General features: G+C 42.1%; 13 protein-coding genes and 2 pseudogenes. 7 read left to right on the plus strand and 8 right to left on the minus strand.

Features of this window, described 5'->3' with window-relative positions:
* Window positions 1-26 precede the first annotated feature (26 nt).
* From C7R91_RS21985 to C7R91_RS22005, 5 genes are all read left to right on the plus strand, one after another.
* A complete protein-coding gene (locus C7R91_RS21985) occupies window positions 27-1442 on the plus strand; it encodes a deoxyguanosinetriphosphate triphosphohydrolase (protein ID WP_106786224.1) in 1416 nt (471 codons plus the stop codon).
* Window positions 1443-1470: 28 nt separating this feature from the next.
* Window positions 1471-2175, plus strand: coding sequence for a hypothetical protein (locus tag C7R91_RS21990; protein WP_106786222.1), 705 nt, complete (start codon window positions 1471-1473; stop codon window positions 2173-2175).
* 252 nt (window positions 2176-2427) lie between these two features.
* Window positions 2428-3840 (plus strand): ATP-binding protein, encoded by a 1413-nt coding sequence (locus C7R91_RS21995; RefSeq protein ID WP_047070216.1) that lies wholly within the window; start codon window positions 2428-2430, stop codon window positions 3838-3840.
* A gap of 300 nt (window positions 3841-4140) precedes the next feature.
* The gene (locus C7R91_RS22000) at window positions 4141-4383 is read left to right on the plus strand and encodes a hypothetical protein (RefSeq protein ID WP_047070215.1); all 243 of its coding nucleotides are present in this window, start codon (window positions 4141-4143) and stop codon (window positions 4381-4383) included.
* Window positions 4384-4721: 338 nt separating this feature from the next.
* Complete coding sequence (locus C7R91_RS22005; protein ID WP_047070214.1) at window positions 4722-5861, plus strand: stalk domain-containing protein; 1140 nt, start codon at window positions 4722-4724, stop codon at window positions 5859-5861.
* Between the two features lie 533 nt (window positions 5862-6394).
* Here the strand turns inward: C7R91_RS22005 and C7R91_RS22010 are convergent.
* From C7R91_RS22010 to C7R91_RS22040, 7 genes and pseudogenes are all read right to left on the minus strand, one after another.
* Window positions 6395-6745 (minus strand): annotated as a pseudogene (locus tag C7R91_RS22010) (AraC family transcriptional regulator); the annotation flags it as partial.
* A complete protein-coding gene (locus tag C7R91_RS22015) occupies window positions 6742-7629 on the minus strand; it encodes a TIGR01777 family oxidoreductase (protein WP_047070213.1) in 888 nt (295 codons plus the stop codon). The pseudogene C7R91_RS22010 and the gene C7R91_RS22015, both read right to left, overlap by 4 nt.
* 110 nt (window positions 7630-7739) lie before the next feature.
* Window positions 7740-8372 (minus strand): DUF1266 domain-containing protein, encoded by a 633-nt coding sequence (locus C7R91_RS22020; RefSeq protein WP_047070212.1) that lies wholly within the window; start codon window positions 8370-8372, stop codon window positions 7740-7742.
* 25 nt (window positions 8373-8397) lie between these two features.
* A complete protein-coding gene (locus tag C7R91_RS22025; protein WP_047070211.1) occupies window positions 8398-10284 on the minus strand; it encodes a tetratricopeptide repeat protein in 1887 nt (628 codons plus the stop codon).
* Between the two features lie 243 nt (window positions 10285-10527).
* On the minus strand, window positions 10528-11586 hold the full coding sequence (locus C7R91_RS22030) for an LLM class flavin-dependent oxidoreductase (protein WP_047070210.1): 1059 nt from the start codon (window positions 11584-11586) through the stop codon (window positions 10528-10530).
* A gap of 14 nt (window positions 11587-11600) precedes the next feature.
* The gene (locus C7R91_RS22035; RefSeq protein ID WP_047070209.1) at window positions 11601-12542 is read right to left on the minus strand and encodes a ring-cleaving dioxygenase; all 942 of its coding nucleotides are present in this window, start codon (window positions 12540-12542) and stop codon (window positions 11601-11603) included.
* A gap of 50 nt (window positions 12543-12592) precedes the next feature.
* The gene (locus tag C7R91_RS22040) at window positions 12593-13036 is read right to left on the minus strand and encodes a MarR family winged helix-turn-helix transcriptional regulator (RefSeq protein WP_047070208.1); all 444 of its coding nucleotides are present in this window, start codon (window positions 13034-13036) and stop codon (window positions 12593-12595) included.
* Window positions 13037-13481: 445 nt separating this feature from the next.
* Here C7R91_RS22040 and C7R91_RS22050 point away from each other — a divergent pair, with 445 nt between their 5' ends.
* On the plus strand, window positions 13482-14633 hold the full coding sequence (locus C7R91_RS22050; RefSeq protein WP_083995084.1) for a serine hydrolase domain-containing protein: 1152 nt from the start codon (window positions 13482-13484) through the stop codon (window positions 14631-14633).
* A 29-nt stretch (window positions 14634-14662) separates the two neighbouring features.
* Window positions 14663-14933, plus strand: a pseudogene (locus tag C7R91_RS22055) (Tn3 family transposase); the annotation flags it as partial.
* A 194-nt stretch (window positions 14934-15127) separates the two neighbouring features.
* Here the strand turns inward: C7R91_RS22055 and C7R91_RS22060 are convergent.
* Complete coding sequence (locus tag C7R91_RS22060; RefSeq protein ID WP_047070207.1) at window positions 15128-17302, minus strand: serine hydrolase domain-containing protein; 2175 nt, start codon at window positions 17300-17302, stop codon at window positions 15128-15130.
* Between the last annotated feature and the right edge of the window lie 18 nt (window positions 17303-17320).

The raw sequence follows: 17320 nt of genomic DNA on the forward strand, positions 1-17320 counted from the left end.
AATTGGAGATGAGTATATTGAGTAGAATGGAATGGAGAAAACTTCTTAATGGAAATAGAATTAGGAAGTCAGAAACTCTATATGTTAAGAAACAACGAAATGAATTTGACAAAGATTATGAAAGGATTATTTATTCATCCTCGTTACGTCGATTACAAGATAAAGCACAAGTATTTCCTCTGCAGGAGAACGATTTTACAAGGACAAGACTGACCCATTCTTTAGAAGTAGCTTCATTAGGACAATCGATTGCTTGGGAGATTGGTATTTGGTTGTTGGAAGAAAAGAAAATCTTTAAAGATTTTTGGCAAGCAAAGGAACTAGCTTCTTTAGTTGAGGTGACATGTCTTGTACATGATTTAGGTAATCCTCCATTTGGTCATTATGGGGAAGACATTATTCGAAGTTGGTTCCAAAACTGGTTTGAAAGTGATACTTTTAAAGAAATACAGAAGAAGTACATTGATAATGGTGATGTCCCACTTAATAATCAACAAATGAATGATTTTAAATTTTTTGAGGGTAATGCTCAAGCAATTAGAATTTTATCTAAGCTCCAATTTTTAAATGATGAATATGGGGCAAACTTTACGCTAGGATCGTTAGCAACGCTAATGAAATATCCATGGTCATCTGATCATGAATATGCAACCAGCAAGAAGAAATTTGGTTATTTCTATTCAGAAAGAGAATTATTTGAGAAGTTGAAAAAAGAAGTTGGTATTGGTGAACAGCGGCACCCAGCAACCTATTTACTTGAAGCAGCAGACGATATTGCATATTTAACAGCAGATATTGAGGATGGAGTTAAAAAACGTGCTGTTCCATGGGAAGAGATATATTCTGGGACAATAAAAAAATTTTTCGGGGATAATTATCCAGATCATTTTACTAAATTAGAAGAACATAGGCTAAAAGCGATTAAAAATAAGGTGCCAAATAGGGAATTAGTAGGTGTCCAAAATTTTAAAGTTATGGCACAAGGAATTATGATTGAGGCAGTAATCGATTCCTTTAAAGAGAATTATGAAAGTATTATGGAGGGAAGCTTTAAAGGAGATTTATTAGAAAACTCTTCCGCAAAACAATTGAAAGAAGAATTGGTAAATATTTCAATAGAGTACTGCTATAAAAATACTGAAGTATTGACTCTTGAGTTAGTGGGAGATAGAGTTCTAAATGAATTATTGAATTTCTTTGTGGATGCCGTAGTTAAGATTGATAAAAAACCAAAAGCGAAATTGAGAGAGGAAAAAATACTTCACCTGGTTTCTGCTAACTTTAGACATATTCAAACGCTTAAAGAGGGTGGCCCCAAAATTGAAATAAATGAACTATCTTTATATATGAGGTTATTATTAGTAACAGATTTTATCTCAGGAATGACGGATTCTTATGCAGTTAATTTACATCAGCAGCTTTCAGGAATAAAGCTACCTTAAAATTTATATATAAAAGGTGATCGATCTTATGAACACCGAAATAACGATCAAACATGAAATATCATCATTACTCAAAAATTCGACTGAAGCAAACAATTTTATTAATCTACTGTCACAATTAGGTGAATTACTATTCTTTGGTGGATCTATAAGAGATTATTATATTAATAAAAAATATGAGTCTTTGCCTCGCGATTTTGATATAGCAATTAAATTTGATGTAAATAAATCTAGTCAGACAAGCGACGATCTCGAGTGTCTGATTAAAAGATATAGTCACAAAAAAAATCGATTCGGGGGATACAAGGTACAAGTTGAAAATGTAGAATTTGATATATGGGATATGCATAATACATGGGCTTTCCGAGAGAAGAAAGTACTTGCAAAAGAAGAGAATCTAATTAAAACTGTATACTTAAATATAGATGGCATTGTATACAATTATAATAAAAATATATTGTACTATGAGGAGATAAATAAATCGTTAGAGAACCAGTTAATCGATATTGTTTTGGAAGATAATCCGCAAAAGAAATTAAATCTTTTGCGAGCTATTATTTTTAAAAATAAATATTGCTTTCAATACTCGAATGAACTAATTGAAGAATTTAGAAAAGAGATTAGATTTAATTCTGATTTTGATAATGAGCTTTACCAACTTCAATTTACTCATTACAAAGAAGAACGTTTAAGTTTTGAAAAGATACATGAAGAAATAGGTTTATTAAAATAGGCAGTTTAATGAAGACAACAAATTACTTACCGAGCTTGTTGTCTTCATCTATAAAAAGCTGACTAATTAAAAACCAATGTAGGTTCTGATAAATAATTGAAAAATCGAGTAATAGTCTAATAGAGACCATTAAATTGGAAAATCCCTAAAGGTTTGTGAACTATATAATATTCCAAAAAATTATGACGTTCCTGTATTACAGAAAGTAGTACATACTGTTATTTCTTAAATTTAAGTTATGGAGGAATGCGAATGCAACTTAGTTTGTTTGATGAAAAAGAAATAAGGCTTCCATCGCGATATGAAGATTTAGACGAATCCTATAAAGGACGATTATCGCCTAATGAAAAGCTCTTATCCTTAATCAATCGTGCCCAGAAATCGATGCAAATTAATGGCGGGATTAGATTCCTTCCTATTTACGGTGAGAGCGGAGCAGGAAAAAGTTGTGCAGCGAGGGAAATTAGTACCCATATACCTAGTGTAAGAACCTTTGTACTTGAAAGAAAGGAAATAGAATCTAAGGATGAATTGATTAACAGAGTTGTATATGAAAGAGAGCGAAATGAGAGTAAAATCTTAGTAGCAGTAATTGATCAATATGAAGAAAACGTTGCAGATAGGGAAAAGATACCTACGAAATTTATTGAATATCTCAGTCTATTAGATAGAGGAGATTTTCGTTATATACCTATTGTTTTTCTTTGGTTAACAACGAGCAAGGAGTTTCAGAGTATGTTGCAAAATGCAACAAGTAGAAACAGGCGAATACTTCTAGAAGAAAACTTCACAATTATAGGTCCTTTAAAAGATGAATGGCCAAGAATAATAGAAGAAACTTTTTCATTTCATAATAACGAAAAAACTTTGGCGGATTTTGGAGTATTAAAGGAAGATCTTATTGATATTGGAAGAGATACTAATACAATAGGTGCTGCTATCGAGTCTGTAGGAAGTATACTTTCAGAAAACATTGATAATATACAGAATCTATCAGAATATCAAGTAATCATAATGTGGCCAGTGGCGGATAGTCTTAGGAATCAACGTGTAATGCAGTTCTCCAAAGCAAGAGAAGGCTATAAGCTTAACTGGGATTTCTGGTATAGTCAACTCAATGAAGAGGATAGGTCTCAACTCCCTCTTAAAGAGTTAAATAGAACTAGATTGTATTTTGATTTTAGAGTTATACCGGTAAGAGTAGCTGATTTACATAGGCTATGTATTAATTTAGATATTGAAGAAACATCCTTCGGTAAAACATATATCGATAGGTTTAAAAATACCCACTTTTATCATGTAGTTTCAGGTGGATGGGATACTTATGAGTATAATCCTGTAAAGGAAAGGGAATCAAAGAGATCTAAAGATGCTGAGGCTTGGTATAATACTGTAACCGAAAAATCAATACGTCTCGGTCAGCGTATTTCAAAAGTATTCAAAGAGTGTGGTTTTGATTCCTCGTATGAGGAGAGTATAAGTTCCAAATATAGTAGAGTGCGCGCTGACATCTTCATCAGAAGGCCAGGCACAACTAAAAGCCAAGTTATTATTGAGTTGAAAGCTTATTCTTCGGAAAATACAATGCCCTCAACAATAAAAGATGCTATCAAAGTGACGCTTAGAAGGCATGCGCAATTCGCTGGATTTTTACAAAGGCAATAGTAGTTGGTTCAATTAAGAGATATGTAAAATCTTAATATAAAAATTTAACAAAGGCTTCATCTCTTGGCTAAGACATCTTTTTGGAGCTAACGGTGTTAAGGGAATGGAATAATTTAAATCCCTAACATGTTGGTGTAGATAAAAGATAACTCTAACGGGGATGAAGTTTTTTGTTAACCAAAATACAGTATGTATCTTTAACTCGTTAAATCTAACACTAAAATTTGCGACCTTTTTACTAGCTGTAACGACTAATTTATGAAAGGGGGAATTTCCTAATAAATTTGTGGAGGGAATCATATGCGAAAATTGAAAAAGACTTTGGCTGTGCTGGTTGCAGCGACAATGTTGTCCAACACACCGGTTTGGGCAAAAGACGTGGACAACCCCAAACTCCCGAATCATGTGAAAGGAACGTATGAAGAAGTGCTAGATTCGGTGCCGCAATTAAAAGAATACGAGCAAACAGAAGTTACATTTAAAGAGAGTTGCTTCAGTAGTAAAACATTATCCGGGCGGAATATATGCTTCAGATCCTCCTGAAGAATGGGAGTACTTGGGCTCTGAAGAATCTGGTCATTGTACCATTAAGAAATACCAACAATGGGATGAAACACAAGTAGATGATCGTGGCAATCCAGTTTTTGACGTCGATCCAGAACGATTTAAAGCTTTTCTTAGAAGTAAGGGAGTACATGATGACGATTTTAAACTCATACTGGAATTAGCTTCATTCGTGCTGATCACCACCCTATAAGCCTCCAGATCTATGCAATCTCCTCTTTTTACAGACAGAGTGGAAATTATTGTTTACACTAGAATGATAATAGCAATGAATTTTTTTCCATTTACACATTACTTACTGGATGGTGATGACACTCATGAAAACTTCTCGCATTTCTCTATTTTTTCTTTCGCTGTGTTTTCTGTTACTCCTTGTCCCCGTGCAAGCTTTTGCAGATGACTTTGATGATTCCGGCCCGCTCCAATTCCGCTTGGATCATATCGAGTTGGATGATTCAAAAAATCCACCTTTGGCGTATGCCACTGTTTCCTGGGGAAATACCAGCCCGAGTGAAATTGAATATTTGGAAGCGACTCTCGATCTTTATAGTAAAAACGGGAAGAAAATCAGCCTGGCACCAGCTACTATAAAAAAAGATCTTGTGTTAGCAGGTGATAGTGAACTGAGTCTTATTGCAGATCTTCAATTCAAGCTCGTAAAAGACATTACGGATGCCTCTCAACTAGATGGAGCTTATATTCATGATCAGCTCTCTTATAGCCCGGGAAGACAGACGATTCCACAGGCTAATATCGAGACGAAACTGCTCTCTGCCTCCTATCGAGATAACAAGCTTCATGTGGGAGCTGCTGTATTCAACATAGGTGACGCAACTGCTACTAACTTCAAGTGGGATTATGTGATTGTAGGCTGGGGGGATAAACCACACCATGATTTCAAATACACAAACGATAGTGGCAAAAAGCATCCCGTCCTTAATGAATCACTGACATTGGAGCCAGGACGATTTGTCAAAGTATCCTTTGCTATCCCATTAGAAGGACCTGCTGTTCCATTGCCAGAAATAAAAGACATCTCCTTTAGGTTGGAAACGGATTACGGTCACTCAACGCCCCATCGAATTAATCGTCAGGAAATATTCGTCAATAACCAGAGGCTAGACTCAGATATTGTGGATGACTATGACACCATGTACGTACCGTTACGCGATCTAGCGGAAGCACTCGGAGCTACTGTGACCTGGGAGGAGCGTACTCAATCTGCTTTGGTTAAGAAAGGGAACACATCGATACTTACCTCAGTAGGAAACCCTTATTATTCGTTGAATGGGGATCAGGACAGTGTATTAAATCACGAACCAAGACTATATCAAAACACCACCTTTATCGTGCCTTTGCGATTCTTTTCCGGACTACTCGACAGCGAGGTCATCTATCATCGGATGTGGGCGAAAGAGCCAATTGAGCTAATTATCGTCATTCCAAGATCGAATTAAATACATTCATATCTAAAAGAATGCCCAGAAATAATCAGTCATATGGGACGAAAGCTGCTCCACACTTCTAGGCTTAGAGAGGGAAGGGTGTCACGACCCCTCGGTAATAACCTTTCAAACTACAATTGAGGAAATCGGCCTCTCAACCTTTTACGCTGAATACAAAGACAACATTGAGATGAATCGAGCGTATTTCGTGCTCAAGGCGTTAAACGGCTTCTGTTAAAAGAAACGGGATACCCGGGGAGGAAACCCATGGTGTATCTAAAAGAAAACATTAATATCAGTGCAGATCGTATTAATCAGACCAGAGAGATTTTAACCGATAATAATGCATTTTAATTCTTTGGCAGCTGCAATTAAGGCCTTTAATTTCAGTCCAAAATTGACGCTGTTTCTTTTTGTGAGGAAAATCTAAAACTGATTGGGTGCCTAGCCAACAACACATAAAGATCTAGAACAACCTTTGGCTAGATAAAAGGAGTAATAATAGCTGAAAGCCTCCAATCATAATTCGGAGGCTTTCTTCTTGTCGTATGGCTTGTAGAATATGTTTTTTTCAAAAAAACCGATCGAAGCCGATACGGATCACTGAGAAGGCGGTCCGTTCAATCCGTGAGTGTACGTAAGATCTCCTCGCCAAAACCATGCCTGAAGAAAATACAAAACGATTCCACATCCTCATCTTCCTCGATGGAAATGGTATACTCCCCTTCGTTCAGCAAGAGATACCTGCCCTCTTCCACAGCAAAAAAGCCTTTGCTCGTCTTGTAATGTGCCCTTCCATTACGAAATGTTTTAATGGAAAGCTGCCCATCCCCTGCCCAGTAAAATTGCTTGCTTTTTGCATGGAGAACATAGTTCCTGGAAGGCTTGTCGGTCATTTCACGATATCCTGTAGCGTCTTATCAATATGGGCAAAACGAAACTGGTACCCTTCACGCTCAAGCCTTTCTGGAATGACCCAGCGGCTTTTTAACACCAGCTCTGTTTCCGTTCCGATCATCATGGCCCCCATTTCCAGCATCCATTTGGGAGATGGCAGTCCGAAGCTCCGATTCATCACGTTGCGAAAATGCTGCATGAATTCACGGTTTGTGACGGGATGGGGAGAAGAACAATTGAAGACGCCGCTTAGGTCCGTTCGCTCTTTTAAAAAGAGAATGATCTGGAAGATATCTTCGACGTGAATCCAGCTAAAACGCTGGTTCCCAGACCCTTGTACACCCCCGAGTCCGAAGCGAACGAGGTTTTTGTATGGATCAATAACCCCGCCGTTTTCCCCCAGCACGATCGCCATGCGTAAGGCTACTTGTCTCGTATGCGGCAAATCAAAGGAAAAGAAGGCAGCTTCCCATTGCTTGGCGACATCAACAGAAAAGCCTGTTCCAATCTCCCCTCCTGCTTCCGTCATGGGACGATCCTCCGCATGCCTATAGATGGTGGCTGTGCTGGAATTGAGCCAGAGCGAAGGCGGGTTTTTGCAAGCCAAAACAGCATTGCCGAGTATGCGAGTGGTCTCTGTCCGAGATTTCAGGATTTCTTCTTTGTTTTTATCATGATAACGACAGTTGACGGATTTGCCTGCCAGGTTGATGAGCAGCTCTGAATCTTCCAAAGCTTCCACGATTTTCGCGTGATTGTCCCACGTTATATGAGGGGAAGTTCTTGCGATGATCGTTACTTCGTAGCCAAGTTGATTGAATTTGTCTGCCAGATACTTGCCGATAAAGCCAGTGCCGCCGGCCAGGATGACTTTCTTTTTCATAAGCTCAACTCGCTTCCTACGGTTTCGAATTTCTTACAATAATTGTAACATAATGCGAAGTAGCAGCAGTGAAAAAGCTCTTCACCCAAAATGGGGAGAGCTTTTCTTGGTTATTGGAGAGTGGAAAAGTCTTCGTGGAAATTTACTTTCAATATCGTGCTGTGTTTAGAAACAAAGTAGCGGGTAAATTCCCACTCATTTTCGCGCAGGTAATCCAGCGATGTCTGTGCAGTCATAAATTGATAGCCGGCGATATATCCCGTGAGGAACTCGCCCCAATTGTTATAGGCTTGTTGTGTTTGTTGAGCGGCTTGTAGCTTAAACTGTCTCGCTTCTTCTTTGCTGATATAGCCGTAGTCCCCTTTCCCACGACTTAAAAAGGAAGCCCAGGTGTAATCATAGGCGGCGATCCCTTCCGCCGGGAGCCTACGCAGATAGAATTGAACAACCTTCGCCTTGGCGATGCGTTCCTGATCGGATTCCAAGGAGTCGATATATTCCTTTCGCCCTGACTCCGACAAGGCAGCCATGAAATGGTGAAGCCGAGCAAACTCTTTTCGTACCCCTTCTGTCAGCATCCATGTCAATCTGGCTCTCTGGCTTGCTGCGTCCTTCATACCCCATTTGGTGTAGTTATCCTTTACATCTATTAAACGAGTGCCTGATCCGATCGTAATGGCTGCATGCATGCTGTAAGTAAATAAAGTAAATTGCTTTTCCTTCTTACTGGTAAAGATGAACATGTTTGAAAAGGTCACTCCTTGTTTTTCAGAATCGAGTGAGGAGGTATATCTTGTACAGGGAACGAAAGAAGACGCGATACAAGAGCAGAAGAATGATCCCATAGAAAGCAGCGGAAAACGGAGGCCACGAGAGCTTATGCTGCTTCGCATCGATCATATGATCGGTTACGAGATAGTTGGTATCGTATGTTGACTTAAGGCCAGGCTGCTGTAAAATCTCCTCTGCGTCATCCAGTACTTCTTCTGGTATTTCTTGTGTTTTGCCATGCTCGATCTCAAGCGTCTTGGTTTCATTCATCTTTACCGCTTGTTCTGCTGTAGCCAAGAGTATGACCGGTGATCCATCCAAGTGGCCAATGTACACCCAGGCTGAGGGGGCAACATTAGAGCCCTTTTTGGCGGCCGACATGTACGATTCATACGTAGTGGTGCTCTTTCCGTCTGCATCCGTTTGTTGATACTGAAAAATACCGAGAGGATGGGCATCTGTTATTCTGGTAGTGATGAATTGGTCAGGCTCCATTCGGTCGAATTCGTATGCCGATGTGATGTGCAGAGGTCCATTCACAACATGCTTAACGTAGGAGATGGGTCCCAATCCCGTATGATCCTCAAACGCCCCTGAGAAAAGAGAATGGAAAAGCACGATGAGGGCAAGGATCACCGTTGTAAAGATTACTTGAAAACGAAGAGCTTGCTTCGTTTGCGTATGCAAGCCTTTTCGTTCACCCAGTTCAGCAATCAGCGGTTGCAAGGTCAGCTCCCGTTCTTTTGCTGGCAGAGTCTTCGCCTGCTTTACCATGTCTGCACGAAGCTGCGTGAGCATGATAAGCGCCTGATAATCGTGTGGATTAGCTGCCAAAAGCTGCTGAAAAGTGGCTTTGGCCGAAGCGGCGTCACCCAGCTCCAATTGACACTTTCCAAGCAGGCTGAGTGCTTCAGCATGACTTGGGACCTGAGATAAGATGTATTCACATTCATTCCGAGCTTCGGTGAAGTGCTGATGGTTGTACCAGATATAGGCTCGAGCTACGTAGTTGTCGATATCGTCAGGCTGAAGGCAGATGATGCGGGTAAAAGCGTCTATCGCACCATCCATGTCACCGATGCGCTGGCAATACTCCCCTAGCAGTCGAAGCAAATCGGGATCATCGGCAAATAAACCAATAGCCGCGTTGAGTGAGCTGTCGGCCAGCTCCAGTTGATTTTCTTTCAGTGCTTGATAAGCTGCATCGCGATAAGACAAAAACAAATCATGATCGATATCGGTTGCTTGTAGCAAAGTGTCAAAACGCAATCCGGGCTCGTCTAGCTGTTTTCGATAATACGCACAAAATTCTTCCGAGTGGTCGTCCATATAGTAGGGTTTTTCAATGAGTTCTCGCCAATGAAAGCATTCCTCCAGCTTCACCCACACGCTTTTTGGCAAATGATGATGCTCTTCTAAAAAATCAAACAGGCGCTCACGTACGAGTCGACTCTTTTGGATATCCCAAACCAGGTCAGAATGGAGCAGCCTCGTCCAGTTTTCGGGATTGATTCTGGAGGGAAAGTCGTCGTACAAAGCTTGTACCTGCTCTAAAAAAATGTCGATTGAGTCCACCTGATCATCACGATCAAGTTGTTCGTGAACGTCGTCAATGGACAACACGCGCTGAATAGTCAGAGTGGGAACCTCTTCGTCTACTTCCTTTTCCTCTGGTGTAGAAGGATCGACCAGAATTGGCTCCATCTGCGGTTTTCTCTGCCCCTGCTTCGCCATTTTAATGGCCAGATCGTATGCTTCTCGCAGTTGTTGGTAGCCTTCCGGATCATCTTCCGGGTGATGCAGCTTTAGCTTTTTCGCATAGGCTTTTTTAATCGTCGAAATATCTTCGGTAGGATCAATGTCCAGTATCCTCCAAATATTCACAAGTCGTCACGCCACCTTTTACGTGTGATTCATCTGTTGTTTCATGATTATAATCTACTGAGGATAATTTTAACTATCATGGAAAAATAAAAAAGACACAGACCTTCTTTCCTTGTGAGAAGAAGATCCGCGTCTTGGAAGCCTTCAGTCAGCGGGCCGTATTAACAACAGAGCTGTATGGTATCGAGTATCTTTAATTTGAGATAACCGTCACTGAAGACGACGCTTTTCATAGGCTTTTTGTTACGATTTGGTGGTATGCTTTTTCACTTCAGGCAAGATTTTCGTTGCGATCAGTTCAATGTTTTTCGCAATTTTATCAAAAGGCACGCCGCCAAAGTCGATTTGCGCCATGAAGCGTTGTTGTCTGTACATTTCGTATTGGTACAGCATTTTTTCGATGATGACTTCAGGGCTGCCTACCATTAACGCATCACGATAATCGACAGACTGTGCAAACTGTTGCTTCGGATAGCCGCCGCCACGCAACGCGATAAACCCACCATTTAGATGCGGATAGAACTCGCGAAGCGCATCCGAAGTTTTGTCGGCTGTATAAAACAAGCTCGTTGTCGCTACTGGCAAGGTCGCTGGGTCAAAACCATTTTGCTTCGCAGCCTCCCGGTAAGCATCGACGGAGCCTTTGAAGTTGATGGCAGGACCTCCGAGTGTGGTCAGCATCATAGGTACGCCAGCTTGACCGGCTTTAATCGCGCTTGCAGGTGGTCCCCCTACTGCACGCCAGATGGGAAGACGCCCTTGCAAAGGCTGCGGCAGGATCGTAGCGTTTTGTAGCGGTGCACGAAACTGCCCTTCCCACGTTACGCGATCCTCGTTATTTAGCTTGAGAAGAAGGTCCATTTTCTCTTCAAACAATTCCTCATAGTCACGCACATCGTAGCCGAGGAGGCTATATGCTCCTACTCGGGAACCGCGTCCGGCAACAATTTCTGCCCGACCATTGGAGATCAGATCCAAGGTAGCGAAATCCTCATACACGCGGACCGGGTCGGATGTACTCAATACAGTGGCGGAGCTAGCGATTTTAATGTTTTTCGTAGCTTGTGCGATCGCACCCAGAATGACGGTATGCGCCTGCGTTGTAAAATACGTCTGGTGGCTTTCGCCGACAGCGAACACATCAAGTCCCGCTTCGTCTGCCAGCTTACTTGCTTCGATTAATTCCTTGATGCGCTGTTCAGAAGAAATCTTGGAGCCGGTGTGTGGATTCGGGACATGGTCGCCAATCGAATACAAGCCGAATTCAAGTCCCTTTTTGGTGTCGATACGATATTGTTCCATGTTGATTCACTCCTTTAGTCTATAGGTGTCAATTTCGCTTCAATTTCTGCACGGCGTTCTTCGAGGAATGGAGGTAGGTCTAAAGCTTTTCCGAGCTCCTCAACGGTTGAATCTACTGTGAAGCCAGGACCGTCTGTTGCGATTTCGAACAAAATGCCGTTTGACTCACGGAAATACAAGCTTTTGAAGTAGAATCGATCCACGATCCCTGTTGAGCGGTAACCGCGTTTTCGAACGGCGTCATCCCAGTATTGCAGCTCTTCATCGTTTTTCACGCGAATTGCCAAGTGATGAACACTTCCTCGACCTGGTTTTTCAGGGGCCCCCTCTTCCTGTTTGATGACAATTTCACCGAAGGATTTCCCTGGGATGGATTGATAAATGGCTTCTTGCTCTGGGCGCGATACTTCGTTATAACCGAATGTGTCTGTCAACAGACTGGCTAATTTGTCCAAGGAGCGGACGGTGATTTCAACCGTGCCGATTCCCAAGATGCGATGCTTTTCTTCGACCACGGATTCGTCCCATGGAGCCCAATTCGATGGAACTCCTTCGCCGTTGTTATTGATCAGGATCAGTCGCAGGCCTTCCGGGTCTTCAAAATGCAAAGCATCGCGGCCAGCGTACTTGGTAATGTCGCCATGGTGAACATTCAGTTGCTCAAAGCGCTTTTTCCAAAAGGTCAAGCTCTCCAGTGACGGAACGAGCAAGCCGATTCGAGTAATGGCGTTCGTGCCGCGTACGGTTTTTCCTACCATCGGCATTTCAAAAAATGACAACTCTGTTCCGGCGCTGCCTGTCAGATCTCCATAGAACAGGTGATACATCGACGGATCGTCCTGGTTGACGGTTTTCTTCACTCTGCGCAGTCCCAATACGTTTTGGTAAAAGTGATTATTCGATGGAGCATGTTTGGTTAACATAGATACATGGTGATGGCCTGGAATGGTGTACATGGTAGTTCCTCCTTGTTTACTTGACTAATCAAGTGATTGTTTAAAAAAAATTACACAGGCGGTAATTCTTTTTTTTGGCTATTCTTATGAACGCGTGTCATTAGGGAGTAAAGCGTTTTTTGTTCTTCTTCACTTAGTACCTCATCGAAGAAAGATGACTGAAATGCTAGCTGTTCAGGAAAGGCTTGTTCCAGTACGGCTTCCCCTTTTTCGGTTAGGCTAATCGTTTTCGTTTTCCAATCCTGCTTGCGTACAATGTAGCCCTCTTTTTCAAGTCTGACGAGCATCCGAGAAATACCACCTTGTGTAACGGTTACCTTCTCAGCTAACTCCGACTGAGTGAGAGGCTGGTAGATGCTAATTTGCATCAGGACATCGAATTGCGCTGTTGTTAAATCGAAGCGTTTGAGAAACTCATTTGACAGCTGGTTGCTTTGGGTGGTAAACCGCATCAAGCGTAACCAGATTAATGAGCCTATGGTGTTATTACGCATGTTAGTTTGCCTCCCTTCGCTAAGCTTATTATCACTTTACTACTCAAGTGATAATAAGACAAGTGCTTTGCTCGTTTGAAAAAAGGAGGCTGTTATCCATGAAAGGACGACAGCCCTCTTTCTAGCTTGGACGAAAGTGTAGATTAAACCGCCTTTTTCAACGCTTCAATCAATGTCTTCAAATGAGGCAGATTCCGGTTTTTCACCTGGTAGGCGAGGTATAAATCATTATGAACCGTATCTGTGATTTTCTTCCATTCTCTAATGATACCATCATAATCCCGTCCTAATCGGGCGATAAGCCGTCATATGACAGTAAAAACGCATCATGGTGACATAATGGCATCTTGGCAGTATGACAATTACTTTGCAATACTCGGGGAGACAAATCGCTTCGCAACGAATGAATGAATAATACGATTCTTTAATCAAAAGGAGAAACGAAATGAACAAAATTTCTATGCTCACTGTATCGACAATGATTACCGCGACTCTATTACTGCCATTACAAGGAACTGGTTTTGCAAAGCAGGGGGATCCCCTCGTTACTACTTACAGTCAAGATTCGCAGACCAAAGCCAAGCAACTTATCGATGAAGCTGCTAACCATCAAAATATACCGGGCATAATTGTAGCTTCCTCAAACAAAGGATCAAAATGGGCATATGCTTCCGGTGAAGCAAGCATTTACGGTACTGACCCGGTTAAGACGAACTTTACTTTCCGGATCGGTAGTCTAACAAAGACGTTTACTGCAATGGTCGTTCTTCAGCTTGTTGATGAACAAAAACTGAACCTGGATGACACGATAGAAAAATGGCTGCCTGATGTTGTTAAGGGTACTGAATATGAAGGGGATCATATCACGATTCGGCAACTATTAAACCAAACAAGCGGTATTCCTGACTATTCAGAACACAAGGATATTCTCGATAAATTACTCCCAAACCCGTTACATTCCTTTACTGCTGACGAATTAGTTCGTACTGGACTGAACATGAAGGCAACTTCTAAGCCTGGAGAGAAATGGGTTTATTCCAATACGAATACGGTACTGGCAGGGATGATTATTAAGAAGGCTACTGGAGAAACATACGGGGAACATATTAGGAAGCGTTTCATAGCTCCCCTAAAGCTAACGAGCACTTATGTACCCGACGACTACTCGTTTATTCCAGGTGAACATGCACGAGGATACTTCGTACTCGACGGTCAATTCATAGACAGAACCGAAATGAATCCCTCTTGGGCAGATGCTGCGGGATCTATGATCTCCACAGCGGATGATATGAATACATTCTTCAGTGCTATACTTAGTGGCAAGCTATTAAAACCAGCTACTTTAGATCAGATGTTAACTGGGGTTGAAACTCCAGTAGGTGAATACGGCTTGGGGATCGTTGGAACAAAGCTGACGAATGGTATTACGATTTGGGGGCATGGCGGCAACTTTCCAGGATTCGCAACGTTCGCAGGTGGAACTCGCGGCGGGGATTATGTACAAACCCTTAATATCAATGCGATGCCTTCTGAAATTAATACGTTGTCTCTTTCCAAAAGCATTGCCGAGCAACTCATTGGCTCTTCATCACATTAAGAACACCAGCAAGCTGGCACCGGTAATTCTTTTTTGGGGGAGATGGCGTGATCGCTGAGAATGATCCAGAAGAACAGGAAAAACGCATCAAGTACAACGATCTTGTAGCGAATGCAGTCATCTTTCAGAATGTTATAGATATCACTCTGATTTTACGGGACTTGATTAAAGAAGGGCATACACTATTTAGGAATGATGTTGAAGCTCTGAGTCCTTATTTAACCAAGCATGTCAAACTATATACTTGATTTAGAAAACATTCCGCAACCACTTGAAGGAGCAATGTCAGTACCTATTTAATTGATGGGGTCATAGAAATGGTATTTTTTACTATGCTATGACCCATTTTTACACGTATCTCGGCTGTACCCCTATATTGCCTCCTGTATTTTTTGATTGGGATACAGTTGCTATTCTAAGGTCGAGTTATCGATAAATTGAAAAGGAAAAAGGCTTATTGCTCTTGGAGTTCCCAAGGCAAAAGCCTTCTTAACTTAACGACTAAATTCCTTTTCGAAAATGGCATTATTAGCGATGACAGGTTCTGGACCGACCGCATTGATGTTCGTCACCAAAATGTGCTTCCCGCCTAAGGTACCGCCCGCTAGCGTTTCAAACCCATGAATGCCGCCGCCATGTCCCCAATAGGTCTTTCCGTTCGGCAGTGTCACCTCATAAAGTCCCAGTCCATATTTGCCAAAAGGTGAGTCCACACCTGTTGTCATCTGCTTCATCATCTCGACATTTAATAGTTTCCCACCCAAAAGCGCACTAAAAAAGGTGGTCAAATCTTTGCCAGTCGAAATCATTTCCCCCGCAGCATTCGCCCAAGAAGGATTATACTCTGTGAAATCATACAGTTTCCCTGCCTGATTCATGTTATAGCCTGTGGCATGCTGGCCCGGGATTTTCGGATTACTGCCACTAAAGGATGTATCTGTCATCTGAAGCGGGTCGAGAATCCGTTTTTTCATCTGCACATCGTACGTTTCTCCTGTCACCTTCTGAATAACAAGACCAGCTAGCACGGTATTTGTATTCGAATAGTCCCAGCCTGCTCCCGGTTGAAATACTGGCGGCTTTGCCAGTCCCATACGTACAAGATCATCAACGGTATATTGAGGGAATGAGGTAGCGTACCGCATGTCTGTACTCGTATAGCTTGCAATCCCGCTTGTTTGGTTCAATAACTGACGAATCGTGATTTTGTTGCCGTCATACCCATTGCCCTTTACCACACCTGGGAGCCATTTTTCTACCGAGTCATCCAGATTCAGCTTTTTCTCCTGAGCCAACTGTAAGACAAGGGTAGCAACAAACGCCTTTGTGACACTGCCGATACGGAAAGTAAAGTCTGGCTCCATCGGATTTTTATGATCGAGGTTGGCAACACCCGCTGCATAAGACCAGTATTCTCCGTCTCTTAACCCAGCAGCAATGATTCCAGGGATTTCTTCGCTTTTTGCTTTCTGATCAATGAGGTCTTTTACTTCTTCTCCATGTTTTTGGGCCGCTTGATCCGGGGTGGATGGTTGCTTAGCTTGGCCCGAGAATTCTACCATCTGGATGTTCTCCATATGAGGAACGGCACCTTCCAATACGTTGATACTCATCGCGATCACATGCTCGCCGTCTTTTGTTCCACCTGCGAAGTTGGTGAATCCAGGAATGCCGCCTTGATGACCCCATATGGTAGTGCCGTTCGGCAATGTTACTTCCTGAATACCGAGTCCGAATTTCCCGTGTGGAGTAGCAGCAGTGGTCATCATTTCTTTCTGAATCTCAGGTGTTAACAATTTCCCGCCCAATAAAGCGCTAAAGAACGTTGTTAAATCTTTCGCAGTCGAGATCATCCCCCCTGCTGCGTCTGCAAATGAAGGGTTAAGGTCAGTCATATCCATTAATGTACCAGCATTGTTAAAGTATCCATTCGGACTGTTTTCCGGAATGGATTGTGAGTTTTCCGGTAAAAACGTTTCTTTTAGTTGAAGCGGCTCAATAATTCGTTTCTTGATTTGTTCGGCATACGTTTCTCCTGTGACCCTTTGGATAATGAGTTTCATCAGTACTGTATTCGTATTCGAATAGCCACCCGTGGTCGGTGTATGCTTTAATGCGCGAGAAATGAGTTGTTCAGCTGAAAACGTTTGAGTGGAGTTCTGGAGTAAACTTTCCTTGAGTTCACCATCTAAGTAGTCTGCAACTCCACTCGTATGATTTAATAACTGACGAATCGTAATTTTGTTACCATCATATCCGTTTCCTTGGACGACACCTGGCAGCCATTTCTCCACCGAGTCATCGAGGTTTAGCTTCTTTTCCCCAGCTAGTTGCAGGGCAACTACACCGACGAACGTTTTCGTTATACTCCCGATTCGAAATGAATAGTCAGCTTCCATCGGTTTCTTGCTTTCTACATTCGCTTCGCCGGAAGCATACGACCAGAAATCCGTCCCCTTCTTTACTGCAAAGATGACACCTGGAATGTTTTCGCTGGCAGCAGCTTTATCAATCGCTTCTTTTGTTTTGGCATGATCGGCCTTCTGTTGTTGCGTGATTGCTCGGTCCACACCTGCTTCCGCACAACCGTAAGCAGGAAGTATCAGCGTTCCTATCAATAAGGCAGATAACGTAAGGGACGTACCTTTTTGCATATGGAATGGTTTCATTTCTCATCGCTCCTGTAA

Origin of the sequence: Brevibacillus formosus, from assembly GCF_003013405.1 — a bacterium.
In the GTDB taxonomy this organism is placed as follows: Bacteria; Bacillota; Bacilli; order Brevibacillales; family Brevibacillaceae; genus Brevibacillus; species Brevibacillus formosus.

Excerpts from the sequence above, each read along its gene's own strand:
- C7R91_RS21985 (WP_106786224.1), top strand. The coding sequence starts at position 27 with ATGGAATGGAGAAAACTTCTTAATGGAAATAGAATTAGGAAGTCAGAA.
- C7R91_RS21990 (WP_106786222.1), top strand. The coding sequence starts at position 1,471 with ATGAACACCGAAATAACGATCAAACATGAAATATCATCATTACTCAAA.
- C7R91_RS21995 (WP_047070216.1), top strand. The coding sequence starts at position 2,428 with ATGCAACTTAGTTTGTTTGATGAAAAAGAAATAAGGCTTCCATCGCGA.
- C7R91_RS22000 (WP_047070215.1), top strand. The coding sequence starts at position 4,141 with ATGCGAAAATTGAAAAAGACTTTGGCTGTGCTGGTTGCAGCGACAATG.
- C7R91_RS22005 (WP_047070214.1), top strand. The coding sequence starts at position 4,722 with ATGAAAACTTCTCGCATTTCTCTATTTTTTCTTTCGCTGTGTTTTCTG.
- C7R91_RS22015 (WP_047070213.1), bottom strand. The coding sequence starts at position 7,629 with ATGAAAAAGAAAGTCATCCTGGCCGGCGGCACTGGCTTTATCGGCAAG.
- C7R91_RS22020 (WP_047070212.1), bottom strand. The coding sequence starts at position 8,372 with ATGTTCATCTTTACCAGTAAGAAGGAAAAGCAATTTACTTTATTTACT.
- C7R91_RS22030 (WP_047070210.1), bottom strand. The coding sequence starts at position 11,586 with ATGGAACAATATCGTATCGACACCAAAAAGGGACTTGAATTCGGCTTG.
- C7R91_RS22035 (WP_047070209.1), bottom strand. The coding sequence starts at position 12,542 with ATGTACACCATTCCAGGCCATCACCATGTATCTATGTTAACCAAACAT.
- C7R91_RS22040 (WP_047070208.1), bottom strand. The coding sequence starts at position 13,036 with ATGCGTAATAACACCATAGGCTCATTAATCTGGTTACGCTTGATGCGG.
- C7R91_RS22050 (WP_083995084.1), top strand. The coding sequence starts at position 13,482 with ATGAACAAAATTTCTATGCTCACTGTATCGACAATGATTACCGCGACT.
- C7R91_RS22060 (WP_047070207.1), bottom strand. The coding sequence starts at position 17,302 with ATGAAACCATTCCATATGCAAAAAGGTACGTCCCTTACGTTATCTGCC.